Consider the following 17,706-nt stretch of genomic DNA (forward strand, 5'->3'; position numbering starts at 1 on the left):
ATATTTGTCATCAAAAATCATACCCTAGGCTAAAATGTGCCTTTGCTTTATTGCTTCCCTTTTTCCAGGCATAGTCAAGCCTTAAGGGAAGAAAGAAAAGGTTAATCCTAAATCCAATGCCTATTGAAGAAAAGGTTTGGCTTTGTTTATCATCCATCCAGAAAGAGCCAAAATCATAGAAAATAACAGACCTTATTCCACCCATAGAAAGACCCAATGCAAAATCAAGCCTTTCTATAAATGGAATCCTTAATTCAACATTTCCCGATAAAATCTTATTCCCCCAAAATTCATCATAATCGTATCCCCTTAATATTGCATCCTTTCTTATTGGAATAATGCTTACACCACCCAATGGAAATTCCCTCTTATCCCTTCCTTCGCTTTGCTCATAAAAGAGTCTTCCTGCCAAAACAACCTTCTTTGTTATGCTTATATATTTTCTAAAATCTGTCTTTATATTATCAAATTCTAGGACACCCTCACTATTTCCAGGATTTATTGCCTTCTCGTATGTCAGCCTTACCCTTTTTCCTCCTCTAGGCCCTATCCATGTCCAATTGGATGTATCATCTACAACAGAAGACCTTAAAAGATATATTGTCTCCCTTTCTTTGGAAGAGGATGACAAAGCATAGCTTCTTTCCCAGCCTTCAAGTAAAACCTCCTGCTCTATCCTCCTTGTTTTTGAAAATGGATAATCTATAGAACCAATTATTCCATATTCGCTATCTGTAAATTCTGTATTTGTTCCAAAATATGAGTTTTGCTCCTTAAAAATCCCAATCCCCATAGATGGCCTTTTGGAAAGATTAAGGTAAAATAAAGAAAGATTAGAAAAATCAAGGAGATCTGTATTATAATTTGTCGTTAAAACAAACCTATTGTTCCCCAAAATATCAGAGCCTGCCATCTGGATATTGGCAAATAGCCCCTGCCTTGAATCATAAAGAAGGCCTCCGTTTCTATAATCCAGGGTAAATTTCTTGGAATAGGGCTTTTTTGTTGTCTTTACAAATTCCCTTTCTTCCTTTTGGACAGAGAAAACATCAGGCAAGGGTTTTAAGGTAAGGTTATTTTCATCTACATCCATAACATAAACATCCTCCCTTCCTTGAAAATAAGAAGAAAATGCCAATTTTTTCTTTTCTGGATTAAATGAGGCTGATAAAGCTCCGGTTGTAAAGTTCGTAATCCTTGTAAATAGCCTTTGGGACATATTGCAAAGATAGACATCAAGAGAGCCATCCAGATTAGAGATAAAGAGAAATCTATCATTATCTATCCCTCCCAAATAAACAATAGAGGGAAGGCTTAAGATTCTTTCCTCTTTTTGGCTTTTAGTATCAAATGTCCATATAGAGGAAGAGCCGTTTTCTTCCCTTAAAAAAAGAATTTTATTATTATCTAACCAAGATGGATAATTATCAAGCCCAAATGTTAATGCCCTTAATTCCTTTGATGAAAAGGAGAGAATGTTTTGTCTTCCCTCTCCATCCTTGTAACCAGATATTACCATTTCTAAGGAAGATGGAGAAAAAGAGATAAAGCTAACCTCATCTAAGTCTTTTATCTCTATTTTATCTATAATTTTTCCTTTTATAACAGAATAGACAAATAGGACATCGTTTTTCTCATATCTTCCAACAAATCCTAGCTTACATCCATCCTTTGACCATGATGGAGGAATATCCTTTATCTCCTCACATTTTCTTGGCTTTTTTATCTTCTTTATTATCCTTCCATCGCTAAAATTTATAAGAAAAATGCTGTTTTCCTCTTTTGAAATAAGGCTAATAATATCTCCAGCAGGAGAAAAGCTTGGGAATGAGCCTTGTTGAAATATTTTCTTTCCATAATCTTGAGGTCTTTTCCTTTCCTTTAAAAGGGGCCAGTATTTCTCCTTAAGTGCATTTACCCAATTATCCTCAAGTTTTTCTATTGAAATGCCACAGGTATCCTTGATAACCTTTTCTTGAGGAATGTTTGCAGAAAATTTACGAAGGATGACAGATAAAGCCTCTTTTCCATATTTTTCTGCAATATAGGAAATCAATGAATGGCTCTCCTGATATGCAAGGTATGGTCTTTCCATAAAGTCAGAGAGGCTACATAAGGGAATAAGGCTATTTTCCAGAACAGCATCCTTAAGAACAAGCTCTCCAATTGGCGTAAAATCCCCTTCATAATAAGTAGCAATTCCTTCCATAAACCACATTGGTGGCTGTGGAAGAATTTGATTTGTAATAATAGATTCAAAGAGGTTTCCATATAAAAGCTCATAACAAAATATATGGGTAAGCTCATGGTTAATAACCGTCTTGAGCTCTAAATAAGAACCTGTGAAGGGAATGGCAATACGCTTCTTAAAAACCTCAGCAAACCCACCAACACCCTTATCAATAAGCTCTAATATAATATTTGTTTGAGCAAAATCATAAGGGGATGCAAAAATAACAATGGGGATTTTCTTTCTAACATCCATCTTTAAAGAATTTGAAAGGTTTTTATAAGCATTTTCTGCATAATCTGCAGAAAGATTGCCTAATTCCTCTATCTTTGGGCTACAATATATCTCAAAATGGCTAGTTTCAATTACATCCCAGGTAAGATTTTTATACCTAACCTTATTCTTTCCAAAAACCTGTGGAAAAGCAAAGAGGGGAAAAAAAAGAAATAATAAGATAAAAACCTTTTTCAATTTTCAATTTACAATTTGCAATTTACAATTCTTTGTCTTCTTTCCTCCTTGCTGGCGCATCTATTATTCTTGGAAGGGTAATGGTAAATCTATTTCCAGATTTTGTGGAGCAAGCAGAAATGTTTCCCTTTAAAAGACCAACAAGCTTTTTTACCAAAAGAAGGCCTATTTTTCCCTCAAGCCAACCGTTCTCCTTGAATACCTTATCTAAATATTCCTTTGGAATTTCAGGGGCTGTATCAGAAATTTCAAATATAATTGCATCATTTTCTTTGTCTTCCTTAATAAGAAGGGAAACATTGCCCTTTTCTGTAAATTTTATGGCATTTAAAAGGAGCTCATCCAATACCTTTATAAGACGAATTTTATCGCTTCTCATTGTAATTTTTGGACACAATGCCTCAAAGGAAACCCCCTTAACAATTGCCTCATTTTTACACCTTGCGCTGATAATATGGATAATATTCTCCAACGAAAACTCATCAATTTCAATCCATATCTTTCCAGAGTTAGCCTTTGCTATCTCCAGGAATTCTAACATAAGAGATAATACCTTTGAACAAAGGTTGTTTATCTCTTTAACAGATTCTTTTTGCTTTTCATTTATTCCTCCATATTCACCTGATATGAGAAGATTTGTTTCCTTTGATATATCCTGTAATGGCATTGAGACCTCCTGGGTTATGTGGGATAAGAATTCAGCCTTTATCCTTTCCTGCTCCTTTAGCTGTTCAATCTTTTTCTTAAGCTCTAAAGAGAAATTTATCATCCTTAGATTTGCCTCAATCCTTAAGAGCAGCTCATCTGGGTCAAATGGTTTTATTAAATAATCATCTGCTCCTGCCTTAAGACCAGCTATTCTTGAGGATGAATTTCCAAGCACAGTAAGAATGATTATAGGAATATCCATTGTTTTTTCATTGTGTTTTAGCCGTTGAGCTACCTCAAACCCATCTATTCCAGGCATCATAATGTCAAGGAGAATAATATTCGGTTTTTCTTTTTCAACCATAGAAAGGCAGCTGCCACCATCATAGGCAAATATACAGGAATATCCCTTTTCAGCCAAGATGTTTTTTATGCTTTCACATAGCTCTTTCTCATCATCAACAATAAGAATTTTTTCCTTCATACCTTAAGTATAATCTAAAAACAAAAATTTTACAAATAAAATTATATGTTGCTTAAAAAATAAGTATGTGTTGAGCTGTTCTATATTCAGGCACAAAGTAAATAAATCCTAAATCTTAAAACAAATTCAAAATTCAAAAAGCAAAATTCAAAATTACAATTCAAAATTCAAAAGTGATTTATTGTAAGTATTAAGTTTAAATTGCAGATTATAGCTTTGGCTATATTACTTTTAACTTTTAACTTATTTTTCCCATCTTGTTCTTAAGTTACCTGAACACATCTCAATTTCTAGGGTGCAAAATCTTTGCTATTTTTTTTAAGGTTTTTGCAAAGCTTGAAGGTGTTGGAGAGCCAAGCTCGTATGCATCCATAATGTATATTCTCTTATTTTTTCCTGCATTTATTACCCTTATCCTCTCCCAATTTTTCTTTTCATTCTCTCCTATTATTCCCATCTCCATAATAATAATGACATCGGGATTATTTTTAATAACCTCCTCTTTGCTATAGGGTGCAGACTCTTTTGGACCAATATTTACACCACCTGCAAATTCAATAAAATCATTGATCATGGTATTATATCCTGCAACCCATAATGGATTTGCTCCTACCTGAACAATAACAGAAGGTTTTGGAAAGTTTTTTGTCCTTTCTTTAATTGCATTTATTTTTTTCTTTGACCTTTCTATAATTGCCTTTGCTTTCCTTTCTTTTCCAAGTAGCCTTCCCAATTCCATAAATTGCTCACAAAGGCTTGAGAAATTCTTTGGATAAGGAAGCAAAACAACATTTATTCCAAGGCTTTTAAGCTTTTCAAGAGAATCCTTTTTTGTTAATGGTGTAGCCAATACCAAATCTGGCTTAAGGGCTACAATCTTTTCTATATCAACACCCATTACGCTCCCAATCCTCTCCTTGTTCTTTGCCTTGCAATATGTGGTGCAGGCGATAAGATTATCATCTGCCTTTAAGAGATAAATTTCCTCAGTGAGATATGGGCCTAAAGAGATTATCCTTTGGGGATAATTTTGACAAAAAACAAGGGAACATAAGAAAACAAGGGCAATAACAATATTTTTCATCTATATTTTTTAATATCCAGAAACCAATGCTTCCAAAACCCCTCTTTAAGAACTGGCTCGCTTTCTATTATTTCAATCCTTCTTTTAAAGATTGGGTCATCTATGACAAGGGTATGAAACTCACCATTCTCCCCAGCTGGGCATATATTCTTTTCTTTAAGATAGGATAAAAAATCCCTGTCAACCTTATTCCCAATAAAATCTTTCCCAAATTTATCTGCCTGACAGCTTACCACAATCGCCTTAAATCCCAAATCAATGAATTCTTCAATCAGGCTTTCGGGAGGGCTATTCCACAAAGGCTCAATTGGTGTTATTCCTAAATCAGAACAGACCCGCTCAACCCATTCCTTATGTTCATTTAGATAAATGTCGCCAAAAACCATTGCATTTATCTCCTTTATCCCTGAAACAGCTGATTTAAACTCCCTCTCATATTCCTCCATATCTGGGCTTACCTCTTTTTGGACAAGGGGAATACCTAAGCAATTTGCCTGAAGGCTCATCAAACCTGCTTCTATCCCATGAAAACAACATCTTTTAAAACCCCTTGAGATAAAATTAAGGAGGCATTTTATTTTATGACCTTCTTTTATTGCCTTATAAAGTGCCAGACAGCTATCCTTTCCTCCACTTAAGGAACAAATCGCATCCATTACAAATTAAACTTAACCCCTCCATAAAATGACCTTCCTGGTGCTCCATAGCCTGCTACTTCCTCATAAGATTCATTAAATATATTTTCTATCCTTCCTTTAAATGCAAAATTTTCTGAAATCTTCCATAAATAGCCTAGATTAAAAAGCCTATATTTGGGAAGAAGGATATTCCCATAATCCATCCTTTCTCCAACATAGACAATATCTGAAGATATAGAAAGGTTTTGTAAAATCTTCCAGATTAAAGAAAGGCTTAATCTTTTTTCTGGTCTTAACAGAAGCCTCTTTCCCGTAGAATTGTCATTTGCCTTTGTAAGAAGGGTGTAATTGGCTAAAATGGAAAGGTCTTTCTTCGGCTTTATGGAAATGCCAAATTCATCCCCTTCGGTTGTAGCACTCCCAATATTTTTATATGTACTTTGAAATGTTGTAGGATCGGTATAATAGGTGATAAGGTTTTCAAAATCATTCTTGAAATGAGCTGCCTTAAATGAATAATCTTTCCCTTTAAGCTCAATTCCCAGCTCAAGGCTTTTAGATTCTTCAGGCTTAAGGTTTGAATTCCCACCAAGGAACCGCCAAGCTGGATTGGGAGGGGAGTATAGTTGAAAAAGGGATGGTGTTTTAAATCCCTCTGCCCAAGAAAGCCTTAATATTACATCTTCTAAAGATATCAACGATGCGACTTGATATGTATCTTTGCTCCCAAAGAGTGTATTATCAATTCTCCCCCCAAAGGTAAGGCTCAATGGCTTAAGGTTTATTCTATTTTTAAGATAGGCTGCTTTGTTTTCCCTTTTTTTGTCTATATCATCTGTTTTGCAGGCTTCTTCTTCATATTCTATTCCTGCTGAAAACTCCATATCCTTGATTATAACATTATTCTGCCAGCCTATTTCTTTTGTCCTTCCAAGATAATTGTTTGTTGGCAAACCTCCTCCCTCATCATTTTTTCTCTTTGTCTCACAAAGGGATGCTTTAACGCAATTCCTCCAACCATTGAATGGAGAATAATCAACCTTTGAGGAAAATATTGTATTCCTAAAGAATTCTTTATTATCCAAATCGTCAACCATACCTACACTCCAAAGATACCCATCATACTCACTTTCTCCCTTTGTGTTTCTAATGTTTGTTTCTATCTTAAGCGAAGGGCTAAATGCATATCCAAGAGAAAGACCAGTAAGGAGATTGTTATACCCATCCTTTTCCTTCCCAATTTTTGCTGCAGATATTCCTGATGTCTCAAGGTATGAGGATATTACATTATAACCTAGTTTCCCTATTCTTCCTCCATTTTCTACACTTACCTTTATTGTCCTTAAGCTTCCTCCTTCCATGGTAAGGCTTGTTCCCTTCTTTTTCTGGGTTACAATATTTATTAGCCCTCCCATTCCCTCAGAACCATAGTTTACTCCCGATGGACCATAGATTATCTCAATCTGGAGAACATCATCAAGCATAATATGTGAAATATTCGGTTCACGACCCATTTGGCTTGGGTCATTTATCTTTACACCATCAATTAGAACAATGGTATGCTTTAAATCAGCCCCCCTCATAAAAATAGAAGAGCTTTTCCCAATTCCTCCCCTCTGGGCAACATTTATAGAGGTAAAAGCCTTAAGAGCTTCAACCAATGTCTTTGCACCAGAGGCTTCTATCTCCTCCCTTGTAATTATCCGGATTGTGCTTGGTGAGTCTTTAAGGCTTGTTTTAATTCTTTCTGCCGTCACCACAATCTCTTCCCCTACCACAGTTATTGTTCCCTCAGACCCAAAAATGCTCCCAGCAATCAAAATTGCACCTAATACTTTTTTCATTTTTTCCTCCTTTTTAAAATAAAAAACCCAACCTTCAAAGATTGGGTATTTATCTTCTTTTCCCCTTCTTGGAAGGTACTTACCAGAATAGGCACTAGACCGGGCTACCTAACGAAAGGATTACCGTTGCCAGACAGCATCCTGAATCTCACAGAAATTTCCTTTGCCTATCAGGTTTATCTCTCTATTATTTATGGTGGTTCATCACAAGAAGTACAACCCATATTCATCACCTCCATTTATGCCACAACAGGCTTTAATTCCTCAATTGCTTCTTTTAACTCAAAAATTTCTTTCTCAAGGTATTCTTCCCTTTTTGTTATCTCCTTATAATGCTTCATACTCATAGGCCTTTCCTGTTTTGCAAGCCATAGAACAGAGCCAACCATTATTCCAATAAAACCTATTATACTTGAAAGAAGAATATAAAGCAAGTGAAACCTTTTATCTATCTCTTCAAATCTCTGGTCTAAGGCTTTAAATCGTTGATCTACAGCTTCAAACTTAATATTCATCTCCTGCCTTAATGCCCCTACCTCTCTTGACACCTCCTCCCTTACAATCTTTCTTATCTCTTCAATATCATTCTTTGAAAGCTCGGAAAATATAGGAAGAGAAAAAAGAAGAAAAATTAAACACTTTTTCATCATCTAAAATAATACAAAATCCTTCTATGACCTGTCAACCATTTTTTGCTCTTAAAAAATAGTCTTGTTTTTGTTTTAAAACCGCTTATCATCCCTTCTTCCCCAAAAATACTACCGGGCAATTAAAATTGCCCCTAATACCTTTTTCATTTTAATTTTACCTCCAAAAGAAGGCGTTTATCCTCCAATGCCTTCTTTCCCTTAATAAACTCAATAGGGTTTTTAAAAATAGGTCCATCATAGACAAAGGTATGGAATTCTCCATTTTCCCCGCAAAGGTCAATCGGTAAAGCTTTTAGGTCATTGATAAACCCTTCATTAATCTCTCTCCCTAACCATTCTATACCCAAAAAATTAGGGTTGCAGGCAACAATAATTGCTTTAAACCCAACTCTAATGAACTCAAGCATCAATTTCTCCCTTTCGTTCTTCCATAATGGCAGGATTGGTTTAATCCCCATATCATTACAAACCCTTTCAACCCAATCCCTGTGCTCTAAGACATCAATATCGCCAAATACACCACAAGATACGCCCTTTTCCTTTAGGTTAGCCAAAGCCTTTTTAAATTCGGCTTCATATCCCTCCCAGTTAACATAGGGTTGAATAATAGGAATCCCTATTGCTTCTGCCTGTTTTCTTAATAAATCAGAAGAAATTCCATGGGAACGAGAGCGGCTGCCATCCTCTGAGGTCATATTCAAAAGATAGCTAACCTCAATCTCTTGATTTTGCATTGCCCGATAGCAAGCAAGGTTACTCTCCTTCCCACCACTCCAAGAAACAAATGCCTTCATTATATTGCCTCCTTTAATTTCTCAATAAGGATGAGATTCTCTTTTGAAGAGCGAATAGATACCCTAATATATTTATCGCTAAGATTCCTAAAATTACTGCAATCCCTTATAAGAATTCCCTTTTTGATAAGCTCCTCTCTTAAGAATTTTGAGGTAATCCCACTTTCTATCTTTATCAGAAAAAAGTTTGTGCAAGAAGGAAATGGCTTTAATCCCTTAATCTTTCTTAATTGAGCGAAGAGAAAATCCCTCTCTTGCTCGATAAATTTTCTTACTCCGATAACATAATCTTTGTTCTTCAAAATTATCTCTCCTACAATCTGGGCAAAGACATTTATATTCCAGGGTGGTTGATGCTTTTTCAAAAGCCCTATCAAATCCCTCTCTCCAACTAAATATCCTATCCTTAATCCCGGAATAGAGAAGAATTTTGTAAGTGTCCTTAAGACAATGATATTTTTATTAGACACTGAATTCCAAACAAAACTATGTTTTTCTTCGTCAATTAAGAAATCCATAAATGCCTCATCAATTACAATTAAGCCCTGATACCCTAATTCCTTATTTTTTATAAGGAGATTTCCTGTTGGATTATTAGGGTTGCAGACAAAGGCAATATCTGCTTTCTGATTTGAGAGATTAAAGGTAAAATCCTTTCCTAATGGAAGATATTGAATTTTTGCCTCTATTGCCCTAGCTGATGCCTCATATTCACTAAAGGTTGGCTGGGGAATAAACACACTCTTTGGTCTTAAGGCATAATTAAGCAAATAGATTAGCTCACTTGAGCCATTTCCCAACAATATATTCTCCCTTTTTATTCCCCAATAATTAGAAATTGCAGAGACAAGCTCATCCTGCTCTATATCAGGATAACAAGATATTTTATCCAAATTTTTTATAATCTCTTTTTTAATCCCTTTTTTTAAAAATGGATTTATATTAGAGCTAAAATCGATTACCTTTTTATTGTATTCCCGCTCTATTTTATAAATATTACCGCCGTGTTCTAAATTAGCCATTTAAAAAATAATCCCAAGCAGAGCATTAAGAATGAACAGATAAAGCTTATGTTTAAGGCTTTATTTATAAGGCCTTGCTCTATTTCATTTATCTCTTCGCCAATGTATGGTCTTATTTCCTCCTTTCCATCATAGGATACCTTTCCACCCAGCCTTATTCCCAAAACCCCTGCGATGCTTGCCTTTGATATACCAGCATTGGGTGATGGGTGATTCTTTCCATCCCTTAGCATTATCCTAAATGACCGGAGGTTGAAACCAGAAAGGCAGATTAAAAATCCAGAAATCCTTGCTGGGATAAAATTGAATAGATCATCTAATCTTGCTGCGGCAAAGCCAAAATGGAGATATCTCTCATTTTTATATCCCAACATTGAATCAAGGGTATTTATTGCCTTGTAGGTCATTGCCAATATTGGTCCTCCCAAAAATAAATAAAATAATGGTGCGATTATCCCATCATTTATATTCTCTGCAATGCTTTCAATGCAGGATTTTATTATTCCCTCCTTTTCTAAATCCTTGGTATCCCGAGAAACAATCTTTGAAAGATTTTTTCTTGCTAGCCTTAAATTTTCTTTCTTTAATGCCTTTAAAATATCTTCTCCCTTAACCCTTAAGTCCTTTATTGCCAGGGTAGTATAACCTAAATAGACCCATAATATTTCATAAAATACCCTATTTAATTTATTGGCAATATATAACAAAAAAAATGTTACGACCGCGCTTACCCCAACAACTATAAAGACAAGTATACCCCCTTTTATTTTTTCCCTTAAGGCACCACTATTTCCCCTTAATCTTTTCTCCAGAACCTTTATCAGCTTACCGATTGTCCTTGTTGGATGAAAAAGCCATTCAGGTGTTCCAAAGACAATATCAAAAAGATAACAAAGGGGAATTTTAAGAAAATACATATCCACAAATCTTACAATGGAAGGCGCTATGTTTCATCCCTGCTCCACAACCTGGGCATTTTTTCTCTCCATTCTTTGGTTGAGGAATCTCTCCTATCTCTTTCCTGTAAATCTCATAATAATAAAGATGCTCCTTATTCAAAAACCTTATTGGATAAAACCTTTTCTTTTCTTCAAATTCATCATCAGAAATCTTTAAGCTGATAATCTTTCTTAATTTTGTCATTCCTGAGCCATATTCTAATGGCCTTTTATCCTGCCAGATAATCTCCTTTGGCAAGCTATTTTCAAAAGCCTTTCTTAAGATCCACTTTCCCTGTCCTTCTCTTATCTTAAATTCTATGGGTATATTTAGGGCTAAATCTACAATCTCCCTATCTATATAAGGCTGAATTATTTCAATCCCAAAAAAATTACCCATTTCATTAGAGCTAAAGCTCATTGTCTTTGAAATCCTTTTGATATAGCCTTCCAAATCGTCTATCTCTTTCATAAAGGAATATCCCCCAAACAATTCATCGCTTCCATCGCCGGTAGCCACTTTATTTAAACCCAATTCTTTAGCCAAACCAAGCCCAAAATAGACAACCAAATCATTGGGAATGGCAGGGTCAAAGGACTTTAGAATTTTTATTACCTCTGGAATTGCGCTTATTGCCTCCCCAATCTCTATGATTTTATTTATATGCTTAAGATTTAACTCCTTTGCCACCCTTTCTGCATATTCCTTGTCTTTTCCAAAAGAGGATAGACTAATGGTTATTGCCTTCATTTTGGGATTTAATCTAGCTAAAATGCTTGTATCCAGCCCTCCAGAAAAGAGCAGGCAAGAGGCATTGTTCCTTTTCACGCTTTCCTTTAGCCCTCTCCTTATTTTTACAATTAGCTCTTCCATTTAAAATAAAAAACCCAACCTTCCGTTGGGTAATTTTCCTCTTTTTCCCTTTCTTTGGAAGGTACTTACCAAAATAGGCACTAGACCGGGCTACCTAACGAAAGGATTACCGTTGCCAGACAGCATCCTGAATCTCACAGAAATTTCCTTTGCCTATCAGGTTTATCTCTCTATTATTTATGGTGGTTCATCACAAGAAGTACAACCCATATTCATCACCTCCATTTATGCCACAACAGGCTTTAATTCCTCAATTGCTTCTTTTAACTCAAAAATTTCTTTCTCAAGGTATTCTTCCCTTTTTGTTATCTCCTTATAATGTTTCATACTCATAGGCCTTTCCTGTTTTGCAAGCCATAGAACAGAGCCAACCATTATTCCCATAAAACCTATTATACTTGAAAGAAGAATATAAAGCAAGTGAAATCTTTTGTCTATCTCTTCAAATCTCTGGTCTAAGGCTTCAAATCGTTGATCTACAGCTTCAAATCGTTGATCTATAGCTTCAAATCTCTGCTCTTGTGCTTCAAATTTAAGATTCATCTCCTGCCTTAATGCCCCAACTTCTCTTTGCACCTCCTCCCTTACAATCTTTCTTATCTCCTCAATATCATTCTTTGAAAGCTCGGAAAATATAGGAAGAGAAAAAAGAAAAAAAATTAAACACTTTTTCATAATCTAAATAATACAAAATCCTTTTATGACCTGTCAACATTTTTTGCTTTTAAAAATAGTCTTGTTATTGTTTTAGAGTAGCTATAATCTGTATAATAGTGCTATGAAAAAGAAAAAAAATAAAGCCCTAAATTTTAAAAAGCCAAATTTAAAAACAATCCTTATTTCCCTTTTTCTCCTTATGTGCCTTCATTTTATAACCCACCTTCCAAACCTTACAAGGCAACCCCTCTTTGGTGATGAGGCAATATATATAAGATGGGCTCAAATTATACAAGAGAATCCAAAAGAATGGCTCTTTGTTCCTAATACCGATGGAAAACAGCCATTCTTTATGTGGCTAAATGCCTTTCTTACAATCCCCTTATTTAATGACCCGGTTTATGCCGGAAGGCTAGTAAGTGTTCTTGCCTCATCCTTAACCCTGATTGCTATATTCATCTTAAGTATGCTTCTTTTTTCTTGGCATTGTGCTATTTTCTCAGCTTTATTTTACATCTTCTCACCCTATCATCTTTTTTATTCCCGTATGGCTTTGGTGGATACCCTGCTGGGAACATTTGCTATCTTAACAATGCTCTTTACCCTTCTTTTAATGGAGAAAAGGCATATTGTTTGGGCTTTGGGAATAGGCATTTGTATAGGATGTGCATTTTTGACAAAATCCCCTGGGATGTTTCTTTTTCTTCCTGCGTTCCTTTCTATTTTTATCTTTAAAAAGCAAAAATCTCTTGGTATATGGCTATATCTCCTTTTTGCCTTTGTTGTCGCAGCAAGCCTTATTTCAATTAACTTTTTCTCTCCACAAAAGCCAATTATTACAGAAGCTGGTTCTATCCTTCACCATAAAAGCTTTTTTGTTTTTTCTAATTTATCATTAGAAACTCCAAAGATATGGCTAAGAAATTTTATTTCCCTTGGTAAATATATTCATTTCTCCTTTCCCTATCTTTTCATTCCATTTTTGCTATTTGCTGTTTATCGCATGTTTCGCCATCATTCCAATAAAGACCTTTTTCTTGGCGTTTTTAGCCTCCTTCCAATGACAGTAATTGCTTTAATTGGAACAAGCCCATTTACTCGATACTATCTTTTCGCCCTTCTTTCCTTATTTATCATTTTAGGTGAGATTGTAGTATTCCTTAAGGCAAAATGGCTTATTTCCTCATTTCTTGTTCTTCCCTGTCTTTATTTAGATTTTTTTCTTGTTTTTTCATTTGACAAAGCTCATCTTCCTTATGGAGAAAAAAATCTTCAAAATCCATTTACTAATATCAGTGGTTATTGTGGTTTTGGAAGCAAAGATGCCCTTTTATTCCTTAAAGAGAATGTAAAAGACAAAGTTATTCTTTTCCTTCCCACGGATTGGGGATGTCCTTCTGATTATCTCTTTATGTATCTTAAGGATGATAAAAGATTTACCATTTATGAAGCCTGGTGGTGGCCAAATAGAATTAACAGGGTTATTCCTGAAGCAAAATCTGTAGAAATGGCTCTTTCTAAATATCAGCAGAAAAAGGCAGGGCTTTTATATCCAGAAGATTTAAAGGAAAAGGAGGTTTGGTTTGTTACAACATCTATCTCTATAGGTCAATCCTATTTTCTTAGCCAAAACCCTGAGTTTGAGCTTGTCCAATCCTTTTATTCTGTAGATATTTACAGAAAAAGAAAGGAGAAATGATATATCTCTCTGTGGTTATACCTTGTTTTAATGAGGAAAATAGAATCTCTCAAACCCTGTCAAAAATAACAGATTATCTTAAAAACAGGGGGTTTAATTATGAAATAATCGTTGTTGATGATGGTTCAACAGACAAAACAATCTCTTGTTTAAGGGATTTTGAAAATATAGTTGTCCTTAAGAATGAGAAAAACATAGGAAAGGGATATAGTGTAAGAAGGGGTGTAATGGAAGCAAAAGGGGAATATATTTTATTTTCTGATGCCGACCTTTCAACACCCATTGAGGAGGTAGAAAGGCTTTTAGAAGAAATAAAGGAAAACGATATTGTTATAGGCTCTCGGGCATCTTTAGAATCTAAAATCCTTATTCGTCAGCCCTGGTGGAGGGAGAGGATGGGAAAGATATTTAATATATTTGTAAGGCTATTTGTGATAAAGGGATTTAAGGATACCCAATGTGGGTTTAAGCTCTTTAAAGGAGGTGTCGCAAAGAGGATATTTGAATTAGGAAGAATAAATAGATTTGCCTTTGATGTTGAAATTTTATTCCTTGCAAAGAAATTTGGATACAAGATAAAAGAGGTGGGTGTTTGCTGGAGGAATTCTTTTGCTTCAAAGGTAAGTCCAATAACATCAAGCTTAAATATGGCATTTAGCCTTTTTCTTATAAGATTAAATGACCTAATTGGGCTTTATGAAAAAATTATACCTAAACAAATGGGAAATGGGAAGTAAATTATTTTTCATTTTACTTCTCACTTCTTACTTATTAACTAAACACATATTATCTTCCTTATTGAATTTGCTATTTTGCTTGCCGAAAGCCCATATTTTTCTAAAAGCTCTTCCCTTTTTCCTGCCTCTATAAATTTATCTGGAATGCCTAAGGAATAAACATTTATTCCTTTTTCTGATAAAAACCTTGCAACTATTGCTCCAAATCCACAGGAGACATTATGCTCCTCAATGGTTATTACCTTCTCCCTTATATTTTTAAGGATAAGCCCTTCAGGAAGGGGCTTTATAAAGCGGCAATTTATAAGGGAACAAGATATACCCTCTTTTTTTAATTTAAGAATTGCATCCATTGCAGGGTCTACCATAGAGCCAATTGCAAGAATAAGAGCATCTTTTCCCTCCTCTATTATTTCTCCTTCTCCTATATCAAAAGGAGGAAAGGTTAAATCATAATCACCTTGAGAAACCCCCCTTGGATAGCGAATAGCAAAGGGGCCATTATATTCTAATGCTGTTTTTATAAGCCTTCCTAGCTCATCTAAATTTCTTGGTGAGGATAAAACCATATTTGGACAGGATGAAAGGTATGAAATATCAAATAGCCCCTGATGTGTCTCTCCATCTTGACCAACAATCCCAGCCCTATCAACAATAAATGTAACAGGCAGATTTTGAATGCAGACATCATGGATTATCTGGTCATAAGCCCTTTGTAAGAATGTTGAGTAAATGCAGACAAATGGTTTAAGATGTGATTTTGCCATCGCTCCTGCCATTGTTACAGCATGCTCCTCGCATATTCCAACATCAAATGCCCTTTTCGGCAATTCTTTAAAGAAATTTGAAATACCACATCCATCAGACATTGCGGCTGTAATTATAACAATTTTTTCATCTTTCCTTGCAAGGTCTAATATAATCTCACCAAAGGCTTTGGAATATGTTTTTTGCTCTTGTTTTATCAAAGGCATTCCTGTTTTAATATCAAACGCTGATGTCCCATGAAACCATTCTGGGTTTTCCTCTGCTGGCTTATAACCTTTTCCCTTTTTTGTAATGATATGAAGGAGAATAGGCCCCTTATGCTCCTTTATGTTCTTTAGGGTTTTTATCAAAAGCTCTATATTATGGCCATCTATAGGGCCAATGTATTTAAAACCAAGCTCCTCAAATAAAATGCCAGGGACAATCATTGCCTTTATCCCCTCCTCTATTTTTTGTGAAACCTTAATTGCCTTTTTTCCCAATGGAAGCTTCTTTATAAGCTCATTCATATCAGCCCTAAATTTTATATAAATAGGAAGGGTGATAAGCCTGTTAAGGTATTTAGAAAGGGCTCCTTGGGTCTTTGAAATAGACATCTCATTGCTATTTAGAATAACAAGCAGATCCCTTTTTTCCTGTCCTGCATGGTTTAATGCTTCAAAGCTCAATCCTCCTCCAATTGCACCGTCGCCTATTACAGCAACAATTTTTTCATTTTCTCCTTTAAGGTCTCTTGCAATAGCCATTCCTAAAGCAATTGATATAGATGTAGAGGCATGTCCTGTGTCAAATGCGTCATAAATGCTCTCAGAGGTCTTTGGAAAGCCAGATATTCCACCAAGCTGACGCAGGGTTGAAAATTTATTCCGTCTGCCTGTCAATATCTTATGAACATAGCTTTGATGCCCAACATCCCAGATAAGTCTATCCTTTGAAAATGAGAATACATAATGAAGGGCAAGCGTCAGTTCAACAACGCCAAATGATGAGGCTAAATGGCCACCTGTTTTTGATGTGGTTTCTATAATTAAGTCTCTTATGTTAGAGGCTAGTTCAGGAAGCTCATCTATCCTTAAACCCTTAAGGTCTTCTGGACTATTTATTCTTTCAAGTAGATTCGTTTCCTTCCTCCTTCATGACCTTTCTTATTTGGACAGCCATATTTCCTCCTGATACGCCAGGGGTTGCAATAAATCTTTCCTTTCCTCCTGCACATAAAACAACACCATCAGAAACCCTTGCTGGAAGCTTTAGGACATCACCGCAGGAGAGATTTAGGACATCAGCCATTGTTAATTTTGTTTTTCCAAGAAGGGCGACAACGGGAATTGGGATAAATTCAATTGTTGCAGAAGCCGTTTCCGCTTCCTTTTTTTCCTTTTTTGGTTTTGTTGTTAGTCTATCAAGGTATGGTTCAATGCTTATAAATGGAAGACACAAAGAGAAATTTTCTTCCCTTTCCTTTATTCTTATTTTAAAGCCTGTTTTTATTACAATCTCGTTTAAAGATATAGCCTTAAGGGAAAGGGGGTTTGTTGCTATGTCCTCTAATTTAAAATCTATCTCACAAACACCAATCCAGGCTTGTTTAAGGACATTTATAAACTCATCCAGCACTTTTTTAAGAACCTCTTTTTCAACGCTTGTTATCTCCCTATTTATCTCAACCCCTTCTCCCTTTCCTCCTAAAAATTTTTCAATTAGGTAAAATGCAAAGCTTGGTTTTATTCCAATTATAGAATTTAATGTAAGTGGATTTTGGGAGATTAAACCGAGTATTGTTGGGTATGGGTATTTTGAGATAAACTTTGAATAATCTGTTTGTAAAGAATCCTCTGTTTCTATTGTAATTTCTTCTTGTAATCTATTAGAAAGCCAAGCTCCTATTTTTTTAGAAAACTCACTATAGATTGTTTTTAGGCTAATAATATTATCCTTTGTTAGCCTTTGTGGATTTCTAAAGTCATAATCGTAAATCTCCTTTTCCATCCATTTTATTATGACAAATACCTGTTTTTTCTGTCAAGTTTTATTGACATAATTCAGAACTTCCCCAACTTTTTACAAATCTATATAAACAATAAGATAAAATGGATTATTGTTAAAAAAACAAAAAGAAAAGAAATATTTAAGAAAAATACCAAATCTGCCGATATTAAAGAAGGGGA

Annotated in this window: 15 protein-coding genes; 2 read left to right on the forward strand and 13 right to left on the reverse strand. The window is 35.1% G+C overall.

Features of this window, described 5'->3' with window-relative positions:
- Window positions 1–10: 10 nt before the first annotated feature.
- From AB1630_01865 to AB1630_01915, 11 genes are all read right to left on the reverse strand, one after another.
- Window positions 11–2,701 carry a BamA/TamA family outer membrane protein gene (locus AB1630_01865; protein ID MEW6102557.1) on the reverse strand — a complete coding sequence of 897 codons (2,691 nt, stop codon included), beginning with the start codon at window positions 2,699–2,701 and terminating at the stop codon, window positions 11–13.
- Window positions 2,702–2,723: 22 nt separating this feature from the next.
- The gene (locus AB1630_01870) at window positions 2,724–3,833 is read right to left on the reverse strand and encodes a hybrid sensor histidine kinase/response regulator (protein MEW6102558.1); all 1,110 of its coding nucleotides are present in this window, start codon (window positions 3,831–3,833) and stop codon (window positions 2,724–2,726) included.
- Window positions 3,834–4,116: 283 nt separating this feature from the next.
- Window positions 4,117–4,917 carry an ABC transporter substrate-binding protein gene (locus tag AB1630_01875; protein MEW6102559.1) on the reverse strand — a complete coding sequence of 267 codons (801 nt, stop codon included), beginning with the start codon at window positions 4,915–4,917 and terminating at the stop codon, window positions 4,117–4,119.
- Window positions 4,914–5,573, reverse strand: coding sequence for a diphthine--ammonia ligase (locus AB1630_01880; GenBank protein MEW6102560.1), 660 nt, complete (start codon window positions 5,571–5,573; stop codon window positions 4,914–4,916). The genes AB1630_01875 and AB1630_01880 overlap by 4 nt, the downstream gene beginning before the upstream one ends.
- A complete protein-coding gene (locus tag AB1630_01885; GenBank protein MEW6102561.1) occupies window positions 5,573–7,399 on the reverse strand; it encodes a TonB-dependent receptor in 1,827 nt (608 codons plus the stop codon). Before AB1630_01885 ends, AB1630_01880 begins: the two co-directional genes overlap by 1 nt.
- 239 nt (window positions 7,400–7,638) lie before the next feature.
- Window positions 7,639–8,046 (reverse strand): hypothetical protein, encoded by a 408-nt coding sequence (locus AB1630_01890; protein ID MEW6102562.1) that lies wholly within the window; start codon window positions 8,044–8,046, stop codon window positions 7,639–7,641.
- A gap of 146 nt (window positions 8,047–8,192) precedes the next feature.
- The gene (locus AB1630_01895; protein ID MEW6102563.1) at window positions 8,193–8,843 is read right to left on the reverse strand and encodes a diphthine--ammonia ligase; all 651 of its coding nucleotides are present in this window, start codon (window positions 8,841–8,843) and stop codon (window positions 8,193–8,195) included.
- Window positions 8,843–9,865: a threonine-phosphate decarboxylase gene (locus AB1630_01900; protein MEW6102564.1), complete on the reverse strand. Its 1,023-nt coding sequence runs from the start codon at window positions 9,863–9,865 to the stop codon at window positions 8,843–8,845. Before AB1630_01900 ends, AB1630_01895 begins: the two co-directional genes overlap by 1 nt.
- Window positions 9,853–10,782, reverse strand: coding sequence for an adenosylcobinamide-phosphate synthase CbiB (cbiB, locus tag AB1630_01905; GenBank protein ID MEW6102565.1), 930 nt, complete (start codon window positions 10,780–10,782; stop codon window positions 9,853–9,855). Before cbiB ends, AB1630_01900 begins: the two co-directional genes overlap by 13 nt.
- Window positions 10,769–11,677, reverse strand: coding sequence for an asparagine synthase-related protein (locus AB1630_01910; GenBank protein ID MEW6102566.1), 909 nt, complete (start codon window positions 11,675–11,677; stop codon window positions 10,769–10,771). The genes cbiB and AB1630_01910 overlap by 14 nt, the downstream gene beginning before the upstream one ends.
- Window positions 11,678–11,902: 225 nt before the next feature.
- Window positions 11,903–12,352, reverse strand: a complete 450-nt coding sequence (locus AB1630_01915; GenBank protein ID MEW6102567.1) for a hypothetical protein — start codon at window positions 12,350–12,352, stop codon at window positions 11,903–11,905.
- 103 nt (window positions 12,353–12,455) lie between these two features.
- Here AB1630_01915 and AB1630_01920 point away from each other — a divergent pair, with 103 nt between their 5' ends.
- The gene (locus AB1630_01920; protein ID MEW6102568.1) at window positions 12,456–14,033 is read left to right on the forward strand and encodes a glycosyltransferase family 39 protein; all 1,578 of its coding nucleotides are present in this window, start codon (window positions 12,456–12,458) and stop codon (window positions 14,031–14,033) included.
- Window positions 14,030–14,770, forward strand: coding sequence for a dolichyl-phosphate beta-glucosyltransferase (locus tag AB1630_01925; protein ID MEW6102569.1), 741 nt, complete (start codon window positions 14,030–14,032; stop codon window positions 14,768–14,770). Before AB1630_01920 ends, AB1630_01925 begins: the two co-directional genes overlap by 4 nt.
- A gap of 38 nt (window positions 14,771–14,808) precedes the next feature.
- On the opposite strand, the gene dxs is transcribed toward AB1630_01925, so the two are convergent.
- A complete protein-coding gene (dxs, locus tag AB1630_01930; GenBank protein ID MEW6102570.1) occupies window positions 14,809–16,641 on the reverse strand; it encodes a 1-deoxy-D-xylulose-5-phosphate synthase in 1,833 nt (610 codons plus the stop codon).
- Between the two features lie 4 nt (window positions 16,642–16,645).
- The gene (locus tag AB1630_01935; GenBank protein MEW6102571.1) at window positions 16,646–17,527 is read right to left on the reverse strand and encodes a FliM/FliN family flagellar motor switch protein; all 882 of its coding nucleotides are present in this window, start codon (window positions 17,525–17,527) and stop codon (window positions 16,646–16,648) included.
- Window positions 17,528–17,706 lie beyond the last annotated feature (179 nt).

The organism is bacterium, assembly GCA_040753555.1.
GTDB lineage: Bacteria > UBA9089 > UBA9088 > UBA9088 > UBA9088 > JBFLYE01.

Bases quoted from the DNA above. Each gene is read 5' to 3' on its own strand.
- AB1630_01875 (MEW6102559.1), bottom strand. From the start codon at position 4,917: ATGAAAAATATTGTTATTGCCCTTGTTTTCTTATGTTCCCTTGTTTTT.
- AB1630_01880 (MEW6102560.1), bottom strand. From the start codon at position 5,573: ATGGATGCGATTTGTTCCTTAAGTGGAGGAAAGGATAGCTGTCTGGCA.
- AB1630_01895 (MEW6102563.1), bottom strand. From the start codon at position 8,843: ATGAAGGCATTTGTTTCTTGGAGTGGTGGGAAGGAGAGTAACCTTGCT.
- AB1630_01920 (MEW6102568.1), top strand. From the start codon at position 12,456: ATGAAAAAGAAAAAAAATAAAGCCCTAAATTTTAAAAAGCCAAATTTA.
- AB1630_01890 (MEW6102562.1), bottom strand. From the start codon at position 8,046: ATGAAAAAGTGTTTAATTTTTCTTCTTTTTTCTCTTCCTATATTTTCC.
- AB1630_01885 (MEW6102561.1), bottom strand. From the start codon at position 7,399: ATGAAAAAAGTATTAGGTGCAATTTTGATTGCTGGGAGCATTTTTGGG.
- AB1630_01910 (MEW6102566.1), bottom strand. From the start codon at position 11,677: ATGGAAGAGCTAATTGTAAAAATAAGGAGAGGGCTAAAGGAAAGCGTG.
- AB1630_01915 (MEW6102567.1), bottom strand. From the start codon at position 12,352: ATGAAAAAGTGTTTAATTTTTTTTCTTTTTTCTCTTCCTATATTTTCC.
- AB1630_01935 (MEW6102571.1), bottom strand. From the start codon at position 17,527: ATGGAAAAGGAGATTTACGATTATGACTTTAGAAATCCACAAAGGCTA.
- AB1630_01870 (MEW6102558.1), bottom strand. From the start codon at position 3,833: ATGAAGGAAAAAATTCTTATTGTTGATGATGAGAAAGAGCTATGTGAA.
- AB1630_01900 (MEW6102564.1), bottom strand. From the start codon at position 9,865: ATGGCTAATTTAGAACACGGCGGTAATATTTATAAAATAGAGCGGGAA.
- AB1630_01925 (MEW6102569.1), top strand. From the start codon at position 14,030: ATGATATATCTCTCTGTGGTTATACCTTGTTTTAATGAGGAAAATAGA.
- cbiB (MEW6102565.1), bottom strand. From the start codon at position 10,782: ATGTATTTTCTTAAAATTCCCCTTTGTTATCTTTTTGATATTGTCTTT.